We start from the raw sequence: 20,762 nt of genomic DNA, 5'->3' as shown, positions 1-20,762 counted from the left end.
TTCTACATTCCATGTATGAAAAATACAACTTCTATAAATTGTATATCTTATAAGAATTACAAACTTAATCTTTTATAAATTGGTAAAAAATCTTATAATTAGATTATCTATGCACTCCTACTGAAAGTTAAAAAAGGTAAATTACTCATGACACCCTATCAACGTATACTTATAATGGTCCCGCCGTTTCCCTAGCTAGGGTCTAATTATTTTTAGTAATTAGACCATGCTTGTAGGAGGGCAAAGAAATTGAATAAATATACTGCACCATCTTTACTTTTAATGATTGTTCTTGTCGCTTTTCCACAAATTAGCGAGACAATCTATACACCATCATTACCAGATATAGCTGTTGCACTCGGTACTTCAAACAGTTCCGTACAGTTAACCTTAAGTATTTATTTTATTGGGTTCGCGCTTGGGGTTTTTTGCTGGGGCTGGCTTTCTGATTTCATCGGAAGAAGACCTGCAATGTTAGGCGGCTTACTATTTTACGGAATTGGCAGTTTAATGTGTTTTTACGCTGAATCTATTACTTTCCTGCTAGTGAGCAGGTTCATTCAAGCTTTTGGCGCTGCTACTGGTTCCGTCATTACACAAACTATTTTGCGTGAAAGTCTAACAGGCACTAAAAGACATGCCATGTTTGCACAAATATCAGCAGTGATTGCCTTTACCCCTGCTGTAGGTCCACTTATTGGCGGTTGGGTCGATCAAGTCCTTGGTTTCAAAGCTGTTTTCTGTGTACTGATAATCATGAGTATGTTGTTGTTTATATATACTTATTGCAAGTTGCCTGAAACGACAAACGTTTCAACTAGAAAACGAATTGCTATTTTACCAGTAATGAAGCGAATAATTTCATCCCCACGGGTTGTCGTTTTTGGACTACTCATTGGAGGAATAAATGGGATTTTATTCAGTTATTACGCTGAGGCACCCTTTATATTTATAGAACACTTTCATATTTCTCCAGGGCTCTATGGTTTCTTAGGAATCGTTGTGGCACTGGCATCTATTTTTGGTGCTATGATTTCTAAAAAACTCGTATCTTTATGGCAACCAGAAAAAGTTATTCACCTTGGCTGTTGCGTGATGTTTGGTGGCTCTTTCTTACTAACACTAGTAAGTACTGTTGCAATACTGCCAAATATTGTGTTAATAATGAGTATATTAACGTCAATGTTTATCCTGTTATTGGGGGCTGGCATTGCTTTGCCAAACTGTTTAAGTCTTGCTCTTGTAAATTTTCAAGATGTAATCGGAACAGCTGGTGCTATTTTCAGTTTAGGTTATTACTTGTTAGTAAGTTTAGTCACATTAGGTATGAGTTTTCTTCATAATGGTACATTGAACACAATGCCACTGTATTTCTTGCTATTGACCATCAGCATGTGGGCATTTGGGAAAAAATATATTTTAACATAAACTATACCCTTTACTAACTACACGCCACCCTATTTTTTAAAAATGGGGTGGCTTTCCATTGTATCGAATTTCTGATATAAGCATAAATTCGAGGATTCAACATATCGATTCCTTCATCATGCTATATTTGTGCATAAAAAAACCTCCACATCGATGCTATGGGAGGTATAGGATTAATTAAAATAATAGTTCACGACTTCTTCTGCTGAATAGAAAGTCACATTATTTTGGCTCTTATAAATAAGATTTGCTATGCGACTCGCATCCTGAAGATTCTTAGCATTATTCAACTTTTCACTCATTTGCTGTAAAAATTCAGAAAAACCATCTTCATGATTTGCATTTTTTTGTGCATTGTTATTGTGTTTGATCTCTAGAATAATTGAAAGTCTATCTTCCGCATAATTATTAAAATTTATAAAAAAACATTCTTCCAAGTCTTTTGAATGTTTGTCGATATTGACAACAGCCTCTTTATAATTTGCCAATAAACCGGTAGGCGTCACTGTAACAGTAAAGCCCTGTTCAACTAAACGCTTATTTATAGCATCAAATAACTTTTCCACTTCCGCATTCATTTTAGGCGTAACAATCGTCTTATTTAACTCTTTGCAGTTTTGATAAATTGCATCAATTTCCTCTTGTTTATCAATCAGTAATTTTAAATTTGAAACTGTATACACAGTAAATCTCCCCTTTTTAATAAGTTCGACAAAAGGAAAGATTTTTAATCAAAAAAGAGTGAAACCTTATCATTAGACTGCTTCTCTCCCCGACTTTCTCACTTGTTCTTTTCAGTAAAAATCTGTTTTCGTAAGTGGTGTTCCATATGTTCAAGATAATCTTGAACAAGCCACTCGACTGTCTTGTATTGATTATCACCAATATCACATAAATACTGTAGTTTTTCATCGGGTATCCTTGCAATAACAGCTATCATTTTTTTATTGAGGTGACACCATAAATTTACTATTTCTTGAATTGAAATGTCTTGATATCCCTGAATTTCTACCCATTGAACTTGATTATATGGCGTTAGTACAAATGGTTGTTTTTCATATTGTACTTTAATAAATCTTTCCAGATTATTAATAGCAGAATCACATAAATGCCCTAATATTTCTTTTTTTGACCACTTTTCAGGCAAAGGTTTTTGAGAAACTTCTAATTCAGACATAAGCGTGAACTCTTCAGGGACCTTCATGATCCAATAAGTTAAATTATCAATGACATTTTGCATAGTTTACCCCTCTCGGCTATCAGCTACCACTCACTTTATGCATTTAGATCCGTGATTGCTGGTACGTGAATCTCTTTGACGCAAGACACTTTGGACAAATTCACAATGCATTTGACGATGGCAACAATATCTTGAACTGGAATACGGGTACCATTATATTCAGTTATGGCTTTTTCAGGACCCTCCTCATATGGAATTTCTGCTGCTAGTTCACCCGGATTAATACAAGTAACAGCGATTTTATCTTTTCGAACATGTTCTCGTAAAGCATTTGTAATCCCGCGAATGCCAAATTTCGATGCCACAAAAGATACTTGATTGTTATTCGTATGATCCAATCCTGCAGTTGACCCTATCAAAATTATTTTACCATTTTCCGACCTTCTTAGATTTGGTAGTAACGCCTGAATATAAGTGATCGTAGATGTAATATTAATATTAATGATATTAGCGATATCTGCTGGGTCATCCTGTTCGAAGTCATAGTCATCTTCAAAGCCTTTTTCCTCCCACACACCAACGTTATAAATCAAGACATCCACACATTCATTTTTTAGCTGTTCACTAATTTTATTATTTTGTTGTGATAAGTCCGCTTCTAGCCATACTCTTTGAACACCATCGTTTAAATCTAAGCTTTTTGGTCTACTTCTAGAGACAATCCACACTTTGTCCCCTGTTTCAGGTAACCCCTTAACAAAAGCATCACCCAACCCTTTGCTAGCACCAAAGATCATATAATTTTTTACCATATGTATGACACCTCTTCTTTCTAATTCTTACAACCAAATGTTACCATTTATCGCAAATAAATTACAATTTATCTGTTTCTCTACGCATAGCTAGTGAAGATGAAATCTAATAACAGCGATAAAAAGGCAATGAGAAAAGCGACCAGGTTCACATGTACCTGGTCATCTCTATTTCTTTATAAAAATTACAAAACAAAGCAGGGTGCACTTATTTTTTCAACATTGTTATAAATCGTGTTGCTTGGTGTTTGAATTCTAGTTTTTTTTCAAAGTCTAATTTTTCATATAGATGAATAGCTCTTGCATTAAATGTTGCAACTGTTAAGCGAAGAGGTGCATGCTCTTCTCGTTGCAACTGGCTTAGAATAAATGAAAAGAACACTGTACCGAAACCTTTTCCTGTGAGGTCCGGTTTCATGCCAATTCCGATATCAATACAATTGTCCAAATACGCACTAACAGTATGTCCACTCGGTACTTGAGCCGATATTCCAGTACAGAAATAACCGACTAACTGTTCATTGTCATTGACAATTGCCTGATAGGGATTGTCGAGTATTTCTTTTAGGGTTTCAGTAGTGAACTCGTTATTATAAAAATCATATGGCGCATTATACGTCCACTGTAGCAGCTCAGTTGCAAATCTTTTATTCATCTCTCTAACAAATAATTGCAATTTCCAACCCTCCATACCTATGAATGCGATGTTATTGGCAAGAAAAAATGTCTTGTTTCCATATTTACTAACGGACGAACAAACAATGGATCATCACTATTTGTGATAATTCTGTCTGGATGTTTGTACAATCAAAATCGGGTGTAAAATAAAAATTAATGATCTTTAGGATTGTTATTGTATTTTTATTTCGTCTCAGCACACTTAATCCTTAAATGATAGTCCCTTTTCAGCTAACGAAGCCCTAAGATTAGGCAAAGAAGCTGGTCCGATACCATGCAATTGCAAAATTTCTTTTTCACTATACATTGAAAGCTGTTCTACAGTAATTATTCCGTTATGTTCTAATGCTCTTCTGGCAGGGGCAGAAAGCTGTGAAAGAAATCCATTTTCAGGTTTACGCTCTTGCTCACACTTTGGGCAACTTGGACAATCACTACTCTTATAGTATTCGTGTCCTTTGTCACATACCCTTAAATTTCTTCTCGAAGTTGTCATTTGATAGTGATTCCCCTCTTTCAATGCAAATCGTTACCTTCATTTTACTACCTTTCGATAATCTAAGAAATCAATTTGTTTAAGCGGGAATGACTACCGCTTGGAAACATATATATATTTTATATAAATTAATAAGTATTTATATATTATGCATATTAATAAGCGATATTTATAATGAAAATATCACTTTTTGAAGGAGGCAATAGCAATGGAGTTTAGGAAACTTGGCAATAGTGGATTAGCGGTCAGTAAAATTGCCTATGGTAACTGGATTAATCATGGAGGAAAAGTGGATGAGAATACCGCAATAGCATGTGTAAAAACAGCATTGGATGTTGGCATAACAACATTTGATACTGCCGATGTGTATTCAGAAACTAAAGCTGAGGAAATACTTGGCCGATCTTTGCAGGGTGTAAGACGGGAGAGTATTGAGTTATGTACAAAGGTGTGTCATCCTACTGGGAACGGCCAAAATGATAGGGGTTTATCACGTAAGCATATTTTCGAAAATTGTCATGCATCGTTACGGCGATTACAAACTGATTATATCGATGTTTATTATGCCCACCGATTTGACCCATCTACCCCGCTTGAAGAAACAATGTTAGCTTTTGCAGACCTTGTTCGACAAGGTAAAGTCTTATATTTAGGTGTAAGTGAGTGGACAGCAGAACAAATCACCCGTGGGGCTGCGCTAGCACGTGAATTAAAAATCCCACTCATCGCTAGTCAACCTCAGTACTCGATGTTATGGCGTGTTATCGAAACTGACGTAATACCAACATGTCAACGTGAAGGACTTGGACAGGTTGTTTGGTCACCTGTCGCACAAGGTATTCTTACTGGTAAATATTTACCCGGCAAACCACTACCAGCTCAATCACGTGCTAATTCCGCTGCTGGCAAACCATTTTTTAATAATCTAGTGCGTCGTTGGATGAACGACGATGTACTTACTTCTATACAGAAGCTAGAACCGATTGCACGTGATAATGACCTTACTTTAGCTCAACTCGCAGTAGCATGGGTATTGCAAAATGACAATGTTTCTTCAGCAATTATAGGTGCCTCAAATCCGCAACAGGTAAGAGAAAATGTATACGCTGCTGACGTCAAATTGCAACCTGAAATAATGAATCAAATTGATGAAGTATTACATGGTTTCATTGAATACGATCCTAGCAAAACAGGTTAAGTTTTTAATTCACTGTGAAATTTCAATCAGTGGGGGGTTTTCCTAATCCCCCACTTCAGGTGGTCGTCTTACTGACCGTAGATGCGGGATCAAAAATCTTCATAGTTTTAAGTTAGAAAGATTAGAATTTACTACCAATTCGTTAATGAATGGGTAGTATTACTTTAATCAGATTGATAGGTCGCATATACTTCTCGAACTATCGTTAAAAAATGGTTTATCACTGTAGATTTTTCATCCTGCCTCCATCCAACATATAGATTTATCTTAGGAGAGGTTTCTTTAAAATTTTTAAAGATAACTCCATTTTGTTTATAAGTTTCAACCGAGGATGGAACAACAGAAATCCCCATTCCTATTGCAACTAAATTAACAATAGTTTGCATTTGTATGGCTTCCTGAACAACATTTAAACTGATACCTTGTTCGCTAAAGTAGCTAGTAATAAAATCATAAAAATTTGGACCTAAATGACGCGGAAACAAAATAAATGGCTCGTCAACTAATAATTGAAGGGGAACTTCAGGTAAAGAGGCAAGCGGATGATTTTGAGGTAAAGCCAATTTTAGAGTTTCCTCAGAACAAATTTCAGAAGCTAATATGCCATTATTTTGTTTAGTACGAAAAAATCCAATCTGTAATTGTTTCTCATGAAGGGCTGTTATCTGTTGCTCGGTGGTCATTTCATGTAATACAAGTTGAATTTTAGGAAATCGCTCTCTAAAATTTTTTAAAATCTCGATAACAATTTCAGTAGAATCGACAAAACCGACTGTTAATTGTCCTATTTTCCCTTCATTTGCAAGTTGTGTTTCTCTAATAGTTTTATCAACTTGAAACATAATTTGCTGAACTCCATCAAGAAATATTTTTCCGGCGTTTGTAAGCTCTACCTTCCTTTTTGTACGATGGAAAAGTTGAACGCCCAATTCTTCTTCTAGTTTACGGATTTCTTGGCTTAAAGGCGGTTGTGCCATTCTTAATCGTTCCGCTGCTCGACTAAAATTCAACTCTTCTGCCACTGTTATGAAATAGCGCATTTTTCGAATATCTAACATCATAACCTTCCCTTCTATTTACTTAGGAGAAGTTTCTATCGTGTCGCCATAACACCCCTAGACATTTTTTACAAAAATTGAATATTCACTAGGATTATCAAAACCCAATTTTTCAGCTAGCCTTATTGATGACGCATTACTGATGTCACAATCCCAGCGAGGCTTAATACCATTTTCAAGACAGTGATTTATAAACGCTTTGGCCACAATTAAACCTAGCCCTTGTCCTCGATAATCTTTGTGGGTTTCAATATCAATTTCTGAAAATTGAAGTGAAGCAAAAATCGAAGTGCATTCACAAATCACTTCCCCTCTATGTAGCATACAGTAACCGAAACCCTTTGCTGTAAAATTGGCAACAGAGCCCCAATACTCATTGTAATAATCTTCATTAAATTCCGAGCTACTTGCTATTAATTCTTCACTTATTTTTCTTATAGAATATTCGTTTGCAATTAGTTTCTTGTCATGTGATTGTTTCTTATCATATATATAAGAATACCTGTTTATCTGCTTTAAATTATCTTTAAATAGCTCATGAATGATACGATCCCAGTACTCATTTGAAGAAAATAAAGTAAATCTTAGCTCCTTGTTTTTTCTTTGATTGTATAATTCACAAAGAAATTCGTTAAATTCTTGATTATTTTCTTTTCCTGCTACGAAATAAATACCCGATTCAGTTCCAATGAGAATTGTTTCAGGATTTTTAGAATCCGCATAAACAACGCCACTCATGTAATTATTCAACACTGAATAGGCAAAGGTAGGAACTGTTTTCACGTTATTCTCTATTAAATTTATTGTTTTATCAAAATCATTTTTACTAAGTATTATCATTATAGTAGCCCTCTCCCTATTTACTGTATAGAATACTTGAACATTCCGTTGCAATTACTGTCTGATTGCATGTGGTGATAGGATATTAAAAGTGAATGCATTAAATCATTTGTACCCCTCGCCCTCACACTTTACAAATGCGGGATATACAGCTTTGTCAAATTCCCTATCATTAGTCCCTTTTCTTTGTAAAACCTATCCAATATCAAATACTATTTTTTAGTATACATGACATTTTATGAAATTACTTTTTGAATCTGATCATTAATATTTTCCTTACTTAATCCTCCGTGGTAACAAACCACCGATTCAATGTCGAGGTCTAGGTATTTCTTTAATGAAAGGTGAGCTTCATTAATATCCAGTACTGTCGGAGCATGAATTCCCTTTATTATTCCATTTTCACTGTACATGGAGTCACCCGCAATCAGTATTTTACTTTTTTTCAAATAAAGGCTGATATGACCAGGGGTATGCCCTGGCGTATGGATGATACAAATTCCACCACAATACGGCAATTCTTGACCGTCTTTCAAGGTTTCGTCCACTTTACCCTTCGGAGGATTCTCTAGGTGCCCGTCTTTCAAAAGAGTTAAATTCCCTTGTATATAAGGTTTATCCAGATCGTGCGCATATACTTTAATAGTACTCCCACACACCTGTAATATCTCCGGAAGACTCCCTATATGATCTATATCCTGATGCGTTAAAATGAGTACTTTTAGTTTGTCGAACGACACCCCTACCTTTTCCATTGCCACACGTAAATCTTCAAACTGTCCAGGGAATCCTGCGTCTATTAAAACAGCCATTTCTTGATTCCATAAAAGAGTTGGATGAATAATATTCCCATGAAATTCAAGTTGGAGCATTTCTACGCCTTTTGATATTTCCATAACTTTGGTCTCCTTCATAATTAAATTTTATTTGTTGGATAAATAGCTTTGGTTACACAAGAAGTTTTGAAAGGATAAAGCTAGTTTTGTAACTATAATAATATGATTACAGCGTATAAATAATTATTTTCTATCACAATAACCTACAAATTCATTGAATAACACAAACTTACTATTCATTTCAGCTTACTTCTCAAAAATCCCTGCTAATCTTCAACAATATGTAAACTCACATTCACAATCTCCTTTATTTCTTTTTCAAATATTCTGTCCCTTGATTAAGGACTACGCCTTAAATTTTGCCAAACATAAGCTATCATAAGTATATCCTTTATGCTTTCACAACATGAATGGGTCTTTCCAAAATTGACTCAGCAGCTTCCATTGTAATCTCACCTAATGTGGGGTGGGCATGGATTGTTAATGCGATATCTTCTGCAGTCATACCCGCCTCGATTGCAAGACCCATTTCAGCAATCATATCAGAGGCACCTACACCTACGATTTGAGCACCGATTAATATGCCATCTATTTTACGTACAACAAGTTTCACAAAACCTTCTGCTGCGTTTAAAGTTAATGTACGTCCGTTTGCTGCGAATGGGAATTTCGCTACTTTCACCTCGATACCTTCTGCTTTAGCTTGCTCTTCATTGTAACCAACAGTCGCAAGTTCCGGATCTGTGAAGCATACAGCTGGGATTGCTAAGTAATCAACGATGGATTTTTCACCAGCGATTGCTTGTGCAGCTACTTTACCTTCATAAGATGCTTTATGTGCAAGTTGTGGACCAGATACGATATCACCAATTGCATAAATATTTGGGACTGACGTACGGCATTGTTTGTCTACTTTTAGTAAACCTCGTTCTTCGAATTCAATACCTACTGCTTCAAGGCCCATTTCATCTGTATTGGGACGACGACCTACAGTGACTAAGACATAGTTTGCTTCAACTGTTTTTTCTTCTCCACTAGCTTCATACGTTACAACTACGCCGTTTTCATGTTCTTTCACACCTTTAGCGGATGCGCCTACTATAACTTCTACCCCTTTTTTCTTTAAGCTTTTTTTCACAAGTTGTGTCATTTGCTTTTCGAAACCAGCTAAAATGTCTGTGCCGCCTTCAATGATTGTTACTTGAGCACCTAAGCTAGCATAAGCAGAACCTAACTCCGTACCGATGTAACCACCACCAATGACAACTAATTTTTCCGGTACACCAGGTAAAGAAAGCGCACCAGTTGAGTTGATGACACGGTCAGTGAATTTGAATGTCGGAATTTCAATTGGCCGAGAACCTGTTGCAAGGATTGCATTTTTGAATGTGTAAGATTGTACGTTGTCGCCATCGATTACACGTACAGTATGTGCATCTACGAAGTAGGCTTCACCATTCACGATGTCGATTTTGTTGCCTTTTAATAGACCTTCAACACCGCCTACTAATTTAGAAACTACGCCTTTTTTAAATTCTTGCACTCTTGCCCAGTCAAGCTTTACTTCTTGTACAACAACACCCATATCATCTGAATACTTTGCTTGCTCGAAACGGTGACCTACTGAAATCAGCACTTTTGATGGAATACAACCGACGTTTGAGCAAACTCCACCTAAAAACGCTCTTTCTACAATCGTTACGTTTTGCCCCATTTGACTAGCACGAATAGCCGCCACATATCCTCCTGGACCTGCACCAATCACAAGCGTATCAATATTCTTCATCTACTATTTCCCCCTTATTATTTGCTATAAAATGAAAAACGTTATCCCAAAAAAATTTATCTTTTACACAATTATGGTGACCCTTTGTGACAACTTTAATGACTTGTTTAAAGTTGCTATCATTTTGTAGGACCTCCACATTTGAAATCGGTACTTTTTTATCCTGAATAGAGTGTATAGCTAGAGCTGGGGACTGTTGGTTTTTTAATATTTTTTCTAGACGCCATTCTCTTCTAGCTTTAATAAAAACACCTCCTCGTAATAAAAACCAACTAACAAATAGCCAGCCAAAAGGAATATATGGAATTGTTACTTTGTCAGTCATAGATTCACTAATACTTTTTAATGATGTAGGCATTGAATCGGTAATAAGTGCTTGGAGCCTCAAATCTGTGGCATTGACTATACTTGCAGCTATCCCTCCCATTGAATGCCCTAAAACATAGATTGCATTACTATTAACATCTTGCCTCTCACATACATAATCAATTGTTGATGTTATACTTTGGACAAACGAAGCAATACTCACTTGTTTTTGTGTAGACGCACTTTGTCCATGACCAAGAACATCCACCATAATCACATCATAGCCGTTAGCCAATAGGGGATCGGCATATCGTAACATGTCTGGTTTATTAGAGCCCCACCCATGTATCAGTAGAAAGCAACCTCTAGCCTGCTCACTTTTAATAAGCCATCCTTGAATAGTCCCAGTTTCCACCTCTATTTCAATGTTTTCATAAGTCGAATTGGGATATTTTTTTCCCTCTTTCATTTTCGGTGTAAAAATATGAAGTATGATATAGCTCCTCAAAAATAAAATAATTGCTATGAAAGCAACAAATAATAAATATTTCATCATAACTCCCCCTCGAAAGATACCAAACAGTCTCTTTTTAACTGTAAAAAAGACGGCTTTACTGCCGCTCAGTTGCAATCATTGAAATATATTGTCTCAAATTTTTTATGAGGATTTCCGTTAATTGCCCATCTTTCTTTAATCGATCTAATACGAGTCCGCCTTCGAGTGTTGACACAATATATATGGCCGTGTCGTATGGCTGTACGGACTGCTTCAATTCCTGTTGCCTAATTCCATCCTCTATAATTTTTACCAACCATTTTATCATCATATCCATTGCTTCATTAATGGAAGGGAGTAACGCATTTTCTTCTAAATCATCCATTTCTATGGCCGCGTTAAAAATCGGACACCCACCTACTATCGGTTTTCCTTCACTTAATTGTAAAAAGGCCTCCACAAATGCGATTAATTTATCCTTTGCATGCCCGTGTTGTGAAACACTCGTCATTAAATGATTTTGCATTATTTCGGTAGAAAAATGAAAAGACTCGACCATCAGTTGCTCCTTATCCTTAAAGTGACGATATATCCCTCCTTTTTGAATATTCGTTTCTTGAATAATGTCGCTCATCGTTGTAGTCATATAACCTTTTCTGTTAAAAATTGCAGCCGATTTTCGAATAATATTACGTCTTGTTAATTCGCCTTTTTTCATTTTAACCTCCACAAAAAGATACCTTTCAGTCTCTTTTAATATAAAGGAAATTGGATACAAACTCAAGTGCTATTTAACAGAAATTTATTTCAAGGCTAAAGCCGAACAGACAAGTCTGCATTACAAATATTGTAGAGTACTGCTTGATACTAGGCGGTGCAATATTATTAATGACTTATTTTTACATTGAACTATCAATTGTGGACAACCATCACCTTCTCTAAGTCTATGTAGAAAGGCACTGGATGCTATCTGTAAATTTTGTCCTCTACAAATGTAAATGAATATCTTCATACACTTAGACTACATAAGTAAAACCACCCATCATCGGAGTGGTCCTCTTATGGTTTATTCAACTAAAGCACTCGTAATTTAAGTTCATTTAATCACATTTATAAATAAATAATACACCCTTTTTCTTCTAATTCACCTAACCACTTTGGTATGTTTAATTGGTGGTTCCATCTGAGATCCAGACGTTCTAACCCCTCAATTTCTAGCAATGATTTTGGTAATTCCGTTAGAAGATTACTTCTTAGATCAATTTCTAATAAATTCTTCAATTGTCCAATCTCTTCAGGCAATGTGGTCAATTGATTATGTCTCAAATTTAATCGTCTCAACCTTAAACATTTATGTAACGATTGAGGTATATCTTTTAATTGATTATCTTCCATATCTAAAACACGTAATAATGACAATTCCCCTATATTTACTGGCAGAGTTGTGATTTGATTATTTTTTAAATGTAATTCCTTCAAGTTTCTTAATCCACTAATACTGGACGGCAACTCTTTTAATTGATTATTCATTACACGCAGTTCTACAATATTGGTCAAATGTCCAAGTTCATCAGGTAATTTTATTAATCGATTATCACTTAGATTTAAATATTTCACTTTGACCAGCTTAGAGATTTCAGGTGGAATGGATTGTAATTTATTATTATGAAGGTATAAATAATCCTCCATATTATGAAGAGAGCCAATTTCAGGAGGAATAACGTCAATTTCATTATGCCCTGCATCTAACATTCTAAGTTCTGTTAAATTCTCTATCTCAGCAGGCATTTTACTGATCTTATTAACAGATATATTCAAAATTTTTAATCTGTTCATTTTATAAATTTCTGAAGGTATCGTTGTTAATTTATTATCAAAAAGGTTTAAATTTGTTATTTCTTTTATGGGTACATCTAAGTTAGGTAAAGAGTCTAATTTCATATGAGGAAAATTTAATTTCATCTGTCTGCCTCCTTTTTTGAAAATACAATCTTAACATAATTCAATGCTCTTTACACAATTTTAATATCTTTGCAGCTCTGTAAGCTTAAAAATACATCATAAAAAAGTTATATGATTTTTGGTCACTTGCTCCATTATTCAACTTAAAATCGAGAGCACAATTCTTTATAATTACAGCCCTTACATCGCCATTCGTCTAAGGTTTTCTCAAAGTCCTCAGAATCAACTGGCTCGTTGGTGAAAATATCAGCTTGGTACTTTTTCATTTCCAGCACACTCCGTTGAAAAGTGTGCAAGATATTATCGATATCAAACGTTGTATAGGTATATTTTTTTCGTTGTCCCGTCAATAAGTATTCATTGTAAACATCAATTTGTTCAAGAGCTACACCATATTTTTGTTGAATATAATAGGCATAGAGCGCTAATTGTTGGCGGTCATCCTCTGATTCCCCACCGGTTTTCCAGTCAATTATGACCCACTTATCTTCCATATCGTCATAATAGTGAAAGTCCATCACGACAAAAACTTGTGTCTCCTCGATCTTCATGGAACGAAATTGTTCAGGTTCACCAATTCGTAAAGAGCCTATGTCTGCAGTGATTTGCTGCAACGTCTCACTTTGTAGAAAGTTTTCAAATACTGCTTCCAAGCGTTCCTTATAGTCATGTACTAGCTCTGGATTAAGTCTTCCATCATAATAGATTTCCTGCATCATATAAAATTTATTAGGCTTTTGTCTCCATAAATCTACATGCCTTGTAGAATCGATAAATGCTGCATTAAGCTGACCGCGAGCACGGTTTACTAGTTCAGCAACAGACGCGACCTGACCAGTTTGGATATAACTAGTGATCGTCTGTTCAATCAAATGGTGGACAATTTGCCCAAATAAAATCGGCATCGACTGTAGTTTTTTTAAACGGTAGACATGCTGATGGAACGGCTCCACGTTATAGCTTAGCCAACCATTATGTGCAAAGTAATATTCATAGCCATATTTTTTCTTACAGCTCGTTAACGTTTTATGACGTGAAAACGACCACGAAAAAGATGGATACGGTGACATTTCAAACATACTACCCCTCCTATAACTGTGTAAAGAAATCATAAACAAGCTGTAGAATAAGCACAATTGTCACAACGCGCAGTAGGATTTTTACTTGGTTTGCTTTTACCTTCCTTGCAAGGACAATGCCAATTTGTGCACCAATAATAGACCCGACCATTAACACAAGTGTCAGTGACCATTCAATTTTACCCGTCGCAATATAGGTAATCGCTGCACCTGAGCACATGGCAAAAACGCCAACACGAGATAAGCCAACCGCTTTCATGTACGTAACTTTTTGATGTGCATATGTATACAGCGCCAAGGTACTACTACCAGGACCAAATAGTCCATCGTAGAAGCCAACACCTAGCAGTATGGGGCCATTTATTCGATTCATCGTAAAGTTTTCCTTATCTCCAAAATCAGCCCCACCAATAAAGGACATAACAAGCGCAAAGCCAAGCAGAACAATCGCAATCAGTGTCAATGTTTGACTACTCATAAACGAAGCAAATACACCACCTAGTGAGCCTCCGACTAATGACACTAGTAACACGGAACGCATCTCCGCCCATGATAATTCCTTTCTTCTAAAAATCGTATAAAAGCTAGAAAATGCACTGACCATATTGGACACCTTATTTGCACCAATCGCTGAGTGCACCGGTACCCCCATCAGCATCATAGTTGGTAATGTAATTAATCCACCACCTCCGACTAATGTGCCAATCACGTTACCCGCAATGCCAATCAATAAAAATAACAAGTATTCCATGTAATCCTTCTTCCTGCTACGCACATGATGTAAATCTTATGTTACAGTATAACAGAATGCTATTTTAAAAGACGAGATTTACGAGGTGACATCATGCACAAACAACAAAAAACACCTACACCACGTTTCTGTAACCAGCTGACCTTGATTGTCACAACTATTTTTATCGCTGGCCTTACAGCAACGCTATTTCAATATGGTAAACTGCCCACTTCTATTCCAATTTTACAAAGCTTTACGAGTAATCAAGCACAGTTTGGACCGAAAATTGCTATCTTTTACTTACCATTTGTAGCTTTGATGCTGTTTTTACTTTTACACTATTTAGAAGTAAAAGCTGCTTATCCTGTGCAACGTAAAAATAAGCCTGTGCTTTCTCATGTACAGAGACAAAATGGCATTCTCACATTCTGCTTAATAAAAAATAGTATACTGCTCTATTTTACGTATTCACTCTTGAATGACTTAATGATTGCTTTTGGGCACAACCGTATTTTGCAACAATGGCAAGCCTATGTTTTCCTTGTTCTGTTATTTATTATTTTTATTTCGGGCATCTTTCGTGGACTTTTACTCGATAAAAAAGTAAAAAGCTAGTGGTACAGAGGTTCTGCACACTAGCTTTTTGTTATATCCGTTTTCATTTGCTCAAAGGTATGTATTAAGGCATATTTTTGTACACCACGTGCGGCATCAATACTGTATCCAGCGAATCGTTCGAATTCACGCTGATCTTTTTGCTGATGCGCATAAGCTGCTTCAATCGCTGGCTGCATCCACATTTGCGTTAGCTTATCACTATGCATATTTGCAGTCCGCCCCTCAAGTGCAGCAATATAACAGGCACTATAGGTTTTAAAAGGTTCCTTAACAATATGCTTTGCCGCTTCCTTTGCAGCTTCTAAATTGTCCTCCAACAGAGCCTTATTAAACAAATAATTATATTTTATCGTTGGCTGTTTAAATTTTCCTGCCACTTCTCCCAGTACACTTATTTGATCTGCTCTCGTCCCATAGGCAATCGCATAAATATGAGCAAAAAATGGCTGCTTTTGACGGTCCCTTACAAATTTATCTACCTGCTGCATATTATTCGTTCGATATAAAATATGTATATGTCTGTATATCATTGCTGCTATAATCAGTGCAAAAAAAACGAGTGCCACTGACATGCGCACACCTGCCAGAGATAATGCCATCGCTAAAGCGATAATGACAAGATAAAATACAGTTAACTTAACAATTCTCATAAAAACCTCCTACTGTAACTTCTTGCGCATTTTCCGTGAGAAAATATAGCCTGCCCCAATAAAGAAAACGAGTGCCATAAACTTCATAAGGGGAATCACAAATAACTTGCTTATTACAAAAACAACAATGATATAATAGACCACCATTGCGAGTAAAAATAAGGACAGTTTATTCACTAGCATTCCTACTTTCTTTCAGTTCCTTCTCAATCGCAGCTAACGCTTTAGGCCCCATCCCATGTAAATCCTTTAATGTTGTTAAATCGACCTGTTCAAGCTGCTTCAATTCTGTATAACCCGCCGCATTTAAAGCTCGTATTGCTGGCTTTGCTACACCCTTCGGCCATTCTGTCATTTACGCTCTTCCCTTCTTTTTTCGAACATTTAATAGCTCAGTTCCAATTATGCCGATTATTAGTATAACGAGGGAGACGACATGATAATCTGTAAAAAATGTCGGGAAATCAACTTCAAAGTACGTGCAGATTGTTGTTACTAGACGTCCTGCCAACATGACGAAACCAACAATCAAGCATCCTGTTATTGCTTTCTCTATAAAATTCACTGCTAAACACCTCTCGCTTTATTATGCAAGGGAGAATGATGAAATGCAAATCGGGCTATTACAACCACAATGAAATTAGTAAAAGATATTAAACATTGCCATAAAAGAAGCAGTAATATTTGCAATGCTATGTATCATCCAACTTGAGATAATGGATCCATTTGATTTTTGCTCATTGATCCAGCCCATTAAATAACCTGCAACTGAAGTAGCAATGACGATTAATAGCACACCTACTACATGAGTTGAAGAAAAAAACATGAACCCATGAATGCTACCAAACATTAAGCTTTGCATGACATTCCCTTGATAAAAACCAAATTTATTTATCAATCTTTTCGTTAAAAACCCTCTAAAAAATAGCTCCTCAGACAAACCTGTTTGAAGAATTGCATAGATTAGCGCAGGAATCATCGCAGAAAAACCAAGATCCGTAAAACGATTTGAAGCTAATAATGAGCTATCCACAAAATAGTAGATAATCATATTGATAGGCACAACTAATAAGACAATCGTCACTAGAAATATTCCGTAATAATTCCGTTTGTTTTCAATAATTGGCTTTTTCAAACCAATCCATGCTAAAAATGAGCGTTCCTTTCTTGCCGAGAAGACCCACCAAACAAACGGTATTGCTGAAAATATTACTACCTGAACCACTGCATTTATTAAACTTTCCATCATTTTCGAATTCCCCCTACGTTGAAATTTCCCCTACAACTTCTGCTCTATTATTGGCTGTATCGCCGGTAGTATCGTGAATATCGCCGGTAGAATTAATATTATCGCTGGTTGCACTCCCAACATCACCGGTTGAATACCACCCCTCATTAATTTGGCATCACAAGTTACAATTAGCATATTAAACACCCGCTTTAAAAGCAAGAGATTTTTAATGATTATCATTAAAAATATATTATTATTCATTAATTATTATATGTTTCACAATCGTTATTTAACATCAAAAAAGCGACTAGTTATAAACTAGCCGCTTTACATTTTTCATGTTCGATTCGGATTTCGTTCAATAAATTCGGTAATGTCTTCTTTTAATCTATACACCAAATCAAAATAGTGGTGTTCGTTCATAGCACCCTTCTCTCGCCACTTTTGCATTTCTTGATAATGGAATGATACGAAATGCGCTTCTAAATCGTGTCTTGCTATGCCCTGCTTCTCTGCCATTTCAGCAATTGAAAGTCCATTTCCCCAATATTGATCATAGATTTTTTGATCAATGCCTAGCAACTTGTAAATGGCATCATAATTGTATTTAATATGATATACGAGCTGTCCTTCCTGTCCATTTGTATGCTCCTGAATTACATTATTTGCATAAGTGATCGATGAAAAACTCAACATAAAAATACTTAAGAGAAACAATCTTTTCACTGTTGAATTCAACCAAGTACCTCCTTTTTATTTCCCTTAGTGTGTGAGGTTTTCCTATCGTTATGTCCATGAATGCAAAATTTGAAATGCGCGGAAAAAGCAACTCTGTAGTTCACGCCGTTATTGATCTATTAGCAATGATTTTCGAAAAGAATAGCACCATTTTTCATATCCTAGTCTTTCTTCATAAAAGCGATGGGCATCGCTTCTTTGGATGCCAGATTCTAAAGAAATATAATGAGCCCCATTTTCTTTCCCCAACTGTTGAATAGCTGTTAATAATTTTTCACCATAGCCGCAGGAACGATACGTTTCATCGGTTACTAAATCATAGACAAAAATATGACGTTCACTATAAAAATTCACCCGCCAACTTATACCTGCTACTGCAACAATTTGCTTGTTCTTAAAGAAGGCATATAGGGTATAACCATCTTTTCTCATATCCGCAAGTAATATCAGATACCTCTCAAGCGTTAATTCTGGTCGTAGCTGATGCATGATAGGAAATGCTTCTACCCATTCCTCATAAGTTGTTAATTCCTGTATCTTTTCTGTCATCATCATCACCGTCTTTTCGTATCACTATCATGTCCAATACTTGATGTAATGAAGCACTTCGTTATCTATTCTCATCCCGATCTTGTCATATAATTTTTGTGCCCGTAAGTTGCTCGTAGCTGTTTCTAAAGAGATATAACGCGCATCATGTTGTTCGCAATAAGCATAACACTGCTCGATTAAACACTGTGCTACACCTCGTTTTCGTGCATGTTCCGCTACATATAAATCGTTTAAAATAAATGCTTTTTTCATTACAACGGATGAAAATGTAGGATAAAGCTGTACAAAGCCTACAGCTTGCTCATCCAAATAGGCTAAAAATAAAATAGATTCTTTTTTAGTAAAGCGCTCTGTTAAAAATCGTTCAGCTTCTTGGTCATTTTTTTGCTGTCCATAAAACAGGCGATATGCACTAAATAAAGGCACAGCATCCACAATTGTTTCTGGTGTTAAGAGACAAATTTTCATCATCATTTCCTCATTCCCTTTCATCTGTTATTCATGTACTATAATAAAAAAGAATCTGACATATAGAAAGTAACAATTCCAAACTTTCTAACATGTCAAAGGGGTGTTTTAATGAATGACTTTATCTTTCCATTTACAAATGAAGAAGCAAAATATAAACAGATTTATCAGCAAATCAAGGCGTTAATCGAGCAAGGAAACTTGAAATCCAACGATTCTCTCCCCTCTATTCGAAAACTAGCCGAAACCCTACAAGTTAGTCGGAATACCACATTAACTGCGTATGAACAGCTAGTTGCTGAGGGCTATATCCGTGGTGAAGGACGGAAAGGCTATTTTGTAAATGCCTTTGAGCGGGTCTTTTTGCAGGAAGAAGCGATGCCCTATCAAACAGGAAAAAAAGTGCAACAAGCAGTCATCGTAGATTTTCGAGCAGGCGCTGTCGATCAACAATATTTTCCCTTGAAAACTTGGCGACAGATAGCCAATCAAATATTACAACTGCCGGAAAGTTATGTTTATGGAAATCCTTTTGGGGAACCACGATTAAAAGAGCAGCTCGTTCATTACTTGCTGCAAGCACGTGGGGTAAAGATCAATGAGGAAGATATTATTATCGGTAGTAGTACACAGCAATTACTCGTTTATCTTGGTTTTCTACTAAAACAAGATTTTGACAGCATGATTGTGGAGAATCCAGGTTATATCGGTGCCCGGGAAGCATTTAAGCTTCACGATTTCACTATAGTGCCATTAGCTGTTCACGCAACTGGCACGCAACTTCAACAATTAGATCACCTGCAATCTCGCTTAATGTATGTCACACCCTCCCATCATTTCCCTTATGGTGTATCCATGTCGATTCAACAACGACAATCCTTAATCCATTGGGCAAAGAAAGTAGATGGCTATATTATTGAGGATGATTACGACAGTGAATTTCGTTATGCACAGCAACCGTTTCCTGCTCTCGCTTCTATTGAAAAATCGCGTGTCATATATGTCGGGACATTTTCAAAGTCTTTTTTACCAGGCATTCGTTTAAGCTATATGGTACTACCGCAATCACTTATTGCCCGTTATAAGACACATTTTGCTCATTTTGAACAGAATGCTTCGTCCCTTCATCAGTTAACGATGGCGACATTCATGGAAAAAGGGGAATGGACACGTCATATTAAAAGAATGCGCATCATTTATAAACATAAAATAAGCTATTTGATAGAAACGTTAAAAATACATTTCGGTGACCACATCACGATAATAGGCGAGCATTCAGGACTTTATGTATTGATTAAGTTACATACACATCTTACAGAACAGCAACTTATTCATTCTGCCCTCGAATATGGCGTAAAAGTATATCCTACAAGCCCATACTTTCTACAACAGCCAAGTCATGAACCAATCATACAATTAGGTTTTAGTAATTTAAAGATGGATGAAATTCAACTTGGCGTACAGCTTTTAAAAAATGCTTGGTATAAAATATAACAATTTATCAACGAAATGGAGGTATTTGGTATTCCCTCATTTTCCTCGAATGTAAGGCATAGCGAAAATGAGGCGATAATTTACTTGTGAAATAGTTTTTATGTATGCAGATACTTTCTCGCC

General features: G+C 36.1%; 26 protein-coding genes. 4 read left to right on the top strand and 22 right to left on the bottom strand.

The features are described from left to right. Positions 1–249 precede the first annotated feature (249 nt). A complete protein-coding gene (locus ACQKII_RS03820) occupies positions 250–1,428 on the top strand; it encodes a multidrug effflux MFS transporter (protein WP_427456486.1) in 1,179 nt (392 codons plus the stop codon). Between the two features lie 173 nt (positions 1,429–1,601). Here ACQKII_RS03820 and ACQKII_RS03815 read toward each other — a convergent pair whose 3' ends face one another. The 5 genes from ACQKII_RS03815 to ACQKII_RS03795 all read right to left on the bottom strand — a co-directional run bounded on the left by ACQKII_RS03815 (position 1,602) and on the right by ACQKII_RS03795 (position 4,594). Next, positions 1,602–2,111, bottom strand: a complete 510-nt coding sequence (locus ACQKII_RS03815) for a hypothetical protein (protein ID WP_427456484.1) — start codon at positions 2,109–2,111, stop codon at positions 1,602–1,604. Positions 2,112–2,209: 98 nt separating this feature from the next. After that, entirely contained in the window at positions 2,210–2,668 is a 459-nt protein-coding gene (locus tag ACQKII_RS03810) for a DinB family protein (RefSeq protein WP_427456482.1), read from the bottom strand. A gap of 35 nt (positions 2,669–2,703) precedes the next feature. Beyond that, the gene (locus ACQKII_RS03805; RefSeq protein ID WP_427456480.1) at positions 2,704–3,420 is read right to left on the bottom strand and encodes an SDR family NAD(P)-dependent oxidoreductase; all 717 of its coding nucleotides are present in this window, start codon (positions 3,418–3,420) and stop codon (positions 2,704–2,706) included. A 208-nt stretch (positions 3,421–3,628) separates the two neighbouring features. After that, positions 3,629–4,096 (bottom strand): GNAT family N-acetyltransferase, encoded by a 468-nt coding sequence (locus ACQKII_RS03800; protein WP_427456478.1) that lies wholly within the window; start codon positions 4,094–4,096, stop codon positions 3,629–3,631. Positions 4,097–4,300: 204 nt separating this feature from the next. Continuing rightward, entirely contained in the window at positions 4,301–4,594 is a 294-nt protein-coding gene (locus tag ACQKII_RS03795; RefSeq protein ID WP_427456476.1) for an RNA polymerase alpha subunit C-terminal domain-containing protein, read from the bottom strand. A gap of 208 nt (positions 4,595–4,802) precedes the next feature. On the opposite strand from ACQKII_RS03795, the gene ACQKII_RS03790 reads away from it, so the two are divergent. After that, positions 4,803–5,792, top strand: coding sequence for an aldo/keto reductase family protein (locus ACQKII_RS03790; protein ID WP_427456474.1), 990 nt, complete (start codon positions 4,803–4,805; stop codon positions 5,790–5,792). A 164-nt stretch (positions 5,793–5,956) separates the two neighbouring features. Here the strand turns inward: ACQKII_RS03790 and ACQKII_RS03785 are convergent, their stop codons facing one another. The 9 genes from ACQKII_RS03785 to ACQKII_RS03745 all read right to left on the bottom strand — a co-directional run bounded on the left by ACQKII_RS03785 (position 5,957) and on the right by ACQKII_RS03745 (position 14,906). Further along, a complete protein-coding gene (locus tag ACQKII_RS03785) occupies positions 5,957–6,850 on the bottom strand; it encodes a LysR family transcriptional regulator (protein WP_427456755.1) in 894 nt (297 codons plus the stop codon). A 57-nt stretch (positions 6,851–6,907) separates the two neighbouring features. Then, entirely contained in the window at positions 6,908–7,690 is a 783-nt protein-coding gene (locus ACQKII_RS03780) for a GNAT family N-acetyltransferase (protein ID WP_427456472.1), read from the bottom strand. Between the two features lie 236 nt (positions 7,691–7,926). Beyond that, positions 7,927–8,586 (bottom strand): MBL fold metallo-hydrolase, encoded by a 660-nt coding sequence (locus ACQKII_RS03775; RefSeq protein WP_427456470.1) that lies wholly within the window; start codon positions 8,584–8,586, stop codon positions 7,927–7,929. 331 nt (positions 8,587–8,917) lie between these two features. Next, positions 8,918–10,312, bottom strand: coding sequence for a dihydrolipoyl dehydrogenase (gene lpdA, locus ACQKII_RS03770; RefSeq protein ID WP_427456468.1), 1,395 nt, complete (start codon positions 10,310–10,312; stop codon positions 8,918–8,920). Beyond that, on the bottom strand, positions 10,299–11,171 hold the full coding sequence (locus tag ACQKII_RS03765) for an alpha/beta hydrolase (protein ID WP_427456466.1): 873 nt from the start codon (positions 11,169–11,171) through the stop codon (positions 10,299–10,301). The genes lpdA and ACQKII_RS03765 overlap by 14 nt, the downstream gene beginning before the upstream one ends. Positions 11,172–11,229: 58 nt before the next feature. Continuing rightward, positions 11,230–11,832, bottom strand: coding sequence for a TetR/AcrR family transcriptional regulator (locus ACQKII_RS03760; RefSeq protein WP_427456464.1), 603 nt, complete (start codon positions 11,830–11,832; stop codon positions 11,230–11,232). A gap of 392 nt (positions 11,833–12,224) precedes the next feature. Then, positions 12,225–13,076, bottom strand: coding sequence for a leucine-rich repeat domain-containing protein (locus ACQKII_RS03755; protein ID WP_427456462.1), 852 nt, complete (start codon positions 13,074–13,076; stop codon positions 12,225–12,227). A gap of 143 nt (positions 13,077–13,219) precedes the next feature. Then, positions 13,220–14,155 (bottom strand): PD-(D/E)XK nuclease family protein, encoded by a 936-nt coding sequence (locus ACQKII_RS03750; RefSeq protein WP_427456460.1) that lies wholly within the window; start codon positions 14,153–14,155, stop codon positions 13,220–13,222. Between the two features lie 10 nt (positions 14,156–14,165). Then, a complete protein-coding gene (locus tag ACQKII_RS03745) occupies positions 14,166–14,906 on the bottom strand; it encodes a sulfite exporter TauE/SafE family protein (RefSeq protein WP_427456458.1) in 741 nt (246 codons plus the stop codon). 93 nt (positions 14,907–14,999) lie between these two features. Here ACQKII_RS03745 and ACQKII_RS03740 point away from each other — a divergent pair, with 93 nt between their 5' ends. Next, positions 15,000–15,503: a DUF1648 domain-containing protein gene (locus ACQKII_RS03740; protein ID WP_427456456.1), complete on the top strand. Its 504-nt coding sequence runs from the start codon at positions 15,000–15,002 to the stop codon at positions 15,501–15,503. A 20-nt stretch (positions 15,504–15,523) separates the two neighbouring features. Here the strand turns inward: ACQKII_RS03740 and ACQKII_RS03735 are convergent, their stop codons facing one another. The 8 genes from ACQKII_RS03735 to ACQKII_RS03700 all read right to left on the bottom strand — a co-directional run bounded on the left by ACQKII_RS03735 (position 15,524) and on the right by ACQKII_RS03700 (position 19,151). Next, a complete protein-coding gene (locus ACQKII_RS03735; protein ID WP_427456454.1) occupies positions 15,524–16,156 on the bottom strand; it encodes a hypothetical protein in 633 nt (210 codons plus the stop codon). Between the two features lie 9 nt (positions 16,157–16,165). Next, positions 16,166–16,333, bottom strand: a complete 168-nt coding sequence (locus tag ACQKII_RS03730; RefSeq protein WP_427456770.1) for a hypothetical protein — start codon at positions 16,331–16,333, stop codon at positions 16,166–16,168. Continuing rightward, positions 16,326–16,511: a hypothetical protein gene (locus tag ACQKII_RS03725; protein WP_427456452.1), complete on the bottom strand. Its 186-nt coding sequence runs from the start codon at positions 16,509–16,511 to the stop codon at positions 16,326–16,328. Before ACQKII_RS03725 ends, ACQKII_RS03730 begins: the two co-directional genes overlap by 8 nt. After that, positions 16,512–16,721, bottom strand: a complete 210-nt coding sequence (locus tag ACQKII_RS03720; RefSeq protein ID WP_427456450.1) for a hypothetical protein — start codon at positions 16,719–16,721, stop codon at positions 16,512–16,514. 75 nt (positions 16,722–16,796) lie between these two features. Then, a complete protein-coding gene (locus ACQKII_RS03715) occupies positions 16,797–17,405 on the bottom strand; it encodes a CPBP family intramembrane glutamic endopeptidase (RefSeq protein ID WP_427456448.1) in 609 nt (202 codons plus the stop codon). Between the two features lie 318 nt (positions 17,406–17,723). After that, a complete protein-coding gene (locus ACQKII_RS03710; RefSeq protein ID WP_427456446.1) occupies positions 17,724–18,125 on the bottom strand; it encodes a hypothetical protein in 402 nt (133 codons plus the stop codon). 108 nt (positions 18,126–18,233) lie between these two features. Then, positions 18,234–18,674 (bottom strand): GNAT family N-acetyltransferase, encoded by a 441-nt coding sequence (locus ACQKII_RS03705; protein WP_427456444.1) that lies wholly within the window; start codon positions 18,672–18,674, stop codon positions 18,234–18,236. Positions 18,675–18,701: 27 nt separating this feature from the next. After that, positions 18,702–19,151, bottom strand: a complete 450-nt coding sequence (locus tag ACQKII_RS03700; protein ID WP_427456443.1) for a GNAT family N-acetyltransferase — start codon at positions 19,149–19,151, stop codon at positions 18,702–18,704. A 105-nt stretch (positions 19,152–19,256) separates the two neighbouring features. On the opposite strand from ACQKII_RS03700, the gene ACQKII_RS03695 reads away from it, so the two are divergent. Next, entirely contained in the window at positions 19,257–20,639 is a 1,383-nt protein-coding gene (locus tag ACQKII_RS03695; RefSeq protein WP_427456441.1) for a PLP-dependent aminotransferase family protein, read from the top strand. The last annotated feature ends 123 nt before the right edge of the window (positions 20,640–20,762 follow it).

It is taken from the genome of Lysinibacillus sp. NPDC048646, from assembly GCF_050272295.1.
Taxonomy (GTDB): Bacteria; Bacillota; Bacilli; order Bacillales_A; family Planococcaceae; genus Lysinibacillus.
The sequence above is the reverse complement of the archived record's forward strand: the minus strand, read 5'-3'. Positions and strand labels throughout refer to the sequence as shown.

Bases quoted from the DNA above. Each gene is read 5' to 3' on its own strand.
- ACQKII_RS03810 (WP_427456482.1), bottom strand. From the start codon at position 2,668: ATGCAAAATGTCATTGATAATTTAACTTATTGGATCATGAAGGTCCCT.
- ACQKII_RS03805 (WP_427456480.1), bottom strand. From the start codon at position 3,420: ATGGTAAAAAATTATATGATCTTTGGTGCTAGCAAAGGGTTGGGTGAT.
- ACQKII_RS03795 (WP_427456476.1), bottom strand. From the start codon at position 4,594: ATGACAACTTCGAGAAGAAATTTAAGGGTATGTGACAAAGGACACGAA.
- ACQKII_RS03790 (WP_427456474.1), top strand. From the start codon at position 4,803: ATGGAGTTTAGGAAACTTGGCAATAGTGGATTAGCGGTCAGTAAAATT.
- ACQKII_RS03785 (WP_427456755.1), bottom strand. From the start codon at position 6,850: ATGTTAGATATTCGAAAAATGCGCTATTTCATAACAGTGGCAGAAGAG.
- ACQKII_RS03780 (WP_427456472.1), bottom strand. From the start codon at position 7,690: ATGATAATACTTAGTAAAAATGATTTTGATAAAACAATAAATTTAATA.
- ACQKII_RS03775 (WP_427456470.1), bottom strand. From the start codon at position 8,586: ATGGAAATATCAAAAGGCGTAGAAATGCTCCAACTTGAATTTCATGGG.
- lpdA (WP_427456468.1), bottom strand. From the start codon at position 10,312: ATGAAGAATATTGATACGCTTGTGATTGGTGCAGGTCCAGGAGGATAT.
- ACQKII_RS03765 (WP_427456466.1), bottom strand. From the start codon at position 11,171: ATGAAATATTTATTATTTGTTGCTTTCATAGCAATTATTTTATTTTTG.
- ACQKII_RS03760 (WP_427456464.1), bottom strand. From the start codon at position 11,832: ATGAAAAAAGGCGAATTAACAAGACGTAATATTATTCGAAAATCGGCT.
- ACQKII_RS03755 (WP_427456462.1), bottom strand. From the start codon at position 13,076: ATGAAATTAAATTTTCCTCATATGAAATTAGACTCTTTACCTAACTTA.
- ACQKII_RS03750 (WP_427456460.1), bottom strand. From the start codon at position 14,155: ATGTTTGAAATGTCACCGTATCCATCTTTTTCGTGGTCGTTTTCACGT.
- ACQKII_RS03745 (WP_427456458.1), bottom strand. From the start codon at position 14,906: ATGGAATACTTGTTATTTTTATTGATTGGCATTGCGGGTAACGTGATT.
- ACQKII_RS03740 (WP_427456456.1), top strand. From the start codon at position 15,000: ATGCACAAACAACAAAAAACACCTACACCACGTTTCTGTAACCAGCTG.
- ACQKII_RS03735 (WP_427456454.1), bottom strand. From the start codon at position 16,156: ATGAGAATTGTTAAGTTAACTGTATTTTATCTTGTCATTATCGCTTTA.
- ACQKII_RS03725 (WP_427456452.1), bottom strand. From the start codon at position 16,511: ATGACAGAATGGCCGAAGGGTGTAGCAAAGCCAGCAATACGAGCTTTA.
- ACQKII_RS03715 (WP_427456448.1), bottom strand. From the start codon at position 17,405: ATGATGGAAAGTTTAATAAATGCAGTGGTTCAGGTAGTAATATTTTCA.
- ACQKII_RS03705 (WP_427456444.1), bottom strand. From the start codon at position 18,674: ATGACAGAAAAGATACAGGAATTAACAACTTATGAGGAATGGGTAGAA.
- ACQKII_RS03700 (WP_427456443.1), bottom strand. From the start codon at position 19,151: ATGATGATGAAAATTTGTCTCTTAACACCAGAAACAATTGTGGATGCT.
- ACQKII_RS03695 (WP_427456441.1), top strand. From the start codon at position 19,257: ATGAATGACTTTATCTTTCCATTTACAAATGAAGAAGCAAAATATAAA.